We start from the raw sequence: 308 nt of genomic DNA, 5'->3' as shown, positions 1-308 counted from the left end.
GGCTTTGCACACCGAGTGTGTGAGATGATCCGCTGATGACACCGCACGCCGACGACTTGAAGAAGGCTGGCGCCGCGTACAAGCGGGCACGCGAGCGAGCCGAGCAGACCATCAAGGGCCCCCGCGAAGACCTGACCGCGAAGGTCCGCGCCGCCTACGAAGCGGGCATGCGGAAGGCCGACATCCTGCGGGCTATCGACCACGTGTGGTCGCGCCAATGGCTCGATGACACCGTTCGCGACATCGAGCCCCCTGCCGAAACTCCCACCCGCCGGAAGGGCAAAACAGGAGCCAGCCCGGGTGTCGAG

At 66.6% G+C, this 308-nt stretch carries 1 protein-coding gene; it reads left to right on the top strand.

From position 1 onward, the window contains the following. Window positions 1–35: 35 nt before the first annotated feature. Window positions 36–308 (top strand): hypothetical protein (locus ADL29_RS11805; protein WP_030498363.1); only part of this gene is annotated, 273 nt, incomplete at its 3' end.

The organism is Streptomyces chattanoogensis (genome assembly GCF_001294335.1).
Taxonomy (GTDB): domain Bacteria; phylum Actinomycetota; class Actinomycetes; order Streptomycetales; family Streptomycetaceae; genus Streptomyces; species Streptomyces chattanoogensis.
This window is presented reverse-complemented; position numbering and strand designations above follow the sequence as displayed.